Source organism: Acinetobacter sp. 243_ASPC (assembly GCF_001054715.1).
GTDB classification, from domain to species: Bacteria; Pseudomonadota; Gammaproteobacteria; order Pseudomonadales; family Moraxellaceae; genus Acinetobacter; species Acinetobacter soli.
In genome coordinates this window covers 1-858 of sequence record NZ_JVOR01000134.1, presented here as the reverse complement: position 1 = coordinate 858, position 858 = coordinate 1, and the positions used below count along the sequence as shown (strand labels likewise).

At 35.5% G+C, this 858-nt stretch carries 1 protein-coding gene; it reads left to right on the top strand.

Features of this window, described 5'->3' with window-relative positions:
* Window positions 1-30: 30 nt before the first annotated feature.
* Window positions 31-858, top strand: an 828-nt coding sequence (locus ADA42_RS17165; protein WP_048766466.1) for an IS982 family transposase, incomplete at its 3' end; no start/stop codon positions are given.

Genomic DNA, 858 nt, shown 5'->3' with positions numbered 1-858 from the left:
TACCACACCAAACTCACAACTCTAGTCCTGATGTTCAATAGTACCGAATTATTCTGCGTAATTGATGATTTTTTTCTTAAATTTGAAGCAACTTATTGGGAGTTTCTCAAACAAAACCGTGGTTCCTTAAGAATCAGAACTGCTCAACTTAAAATTTCAGAAATCTGCTTTATTGCTATTTGGTACAAATGCTCTCATTTCAATAATTTCAAAGCCTTTTTCACTTGGTTAAAAGAAGATAAAAGCCATTTATTTAAGTACTTGCCTTGCTATCAAAGGATGATTCATCTGATCAAAAGGCATGAATTAGCTCTACATGCTTTACATGTGGCATTGATGAAAGGCCAAGATACACAATATTTATGGATTGATTCAACCACTCTGCCAGTTTGTAAAAATCAACGTATTCAGCGTCATAAATCATTAGTCCAAATTGCATCACGTGGTAGAAGCTCGATGGGCTGGTTTTATGGCTGTAAATTACATATTGCGATGGATCAATTTGGTGAAATTGCCTGTTCTGCTTTATCGAATGGACATGTTGCTGACATAAAAATGGTTGAGCAATTGGTTGCTGGCCTAAACGGAAAACTTTACGGGGATCGAGGTTACATCAGCCAAGAATTAAAAATTAGATTGAAAGATCGAGGTATTGATTTAATTACTTATCATCGGAGGAATATGCAGGCTATTCAACTCTGTGCATCAGATGAATATCACTTAAGACAACGCAATAAAATAGAAACATTATTCAGTTTATTGAAGGGGCAATACAATTTAGTGACGAGTAAAGCACGTAGTCTTCATGGATTTCTCAGTGGAATTTACGCCTCACTATGTGCATATCAATTAACCCAT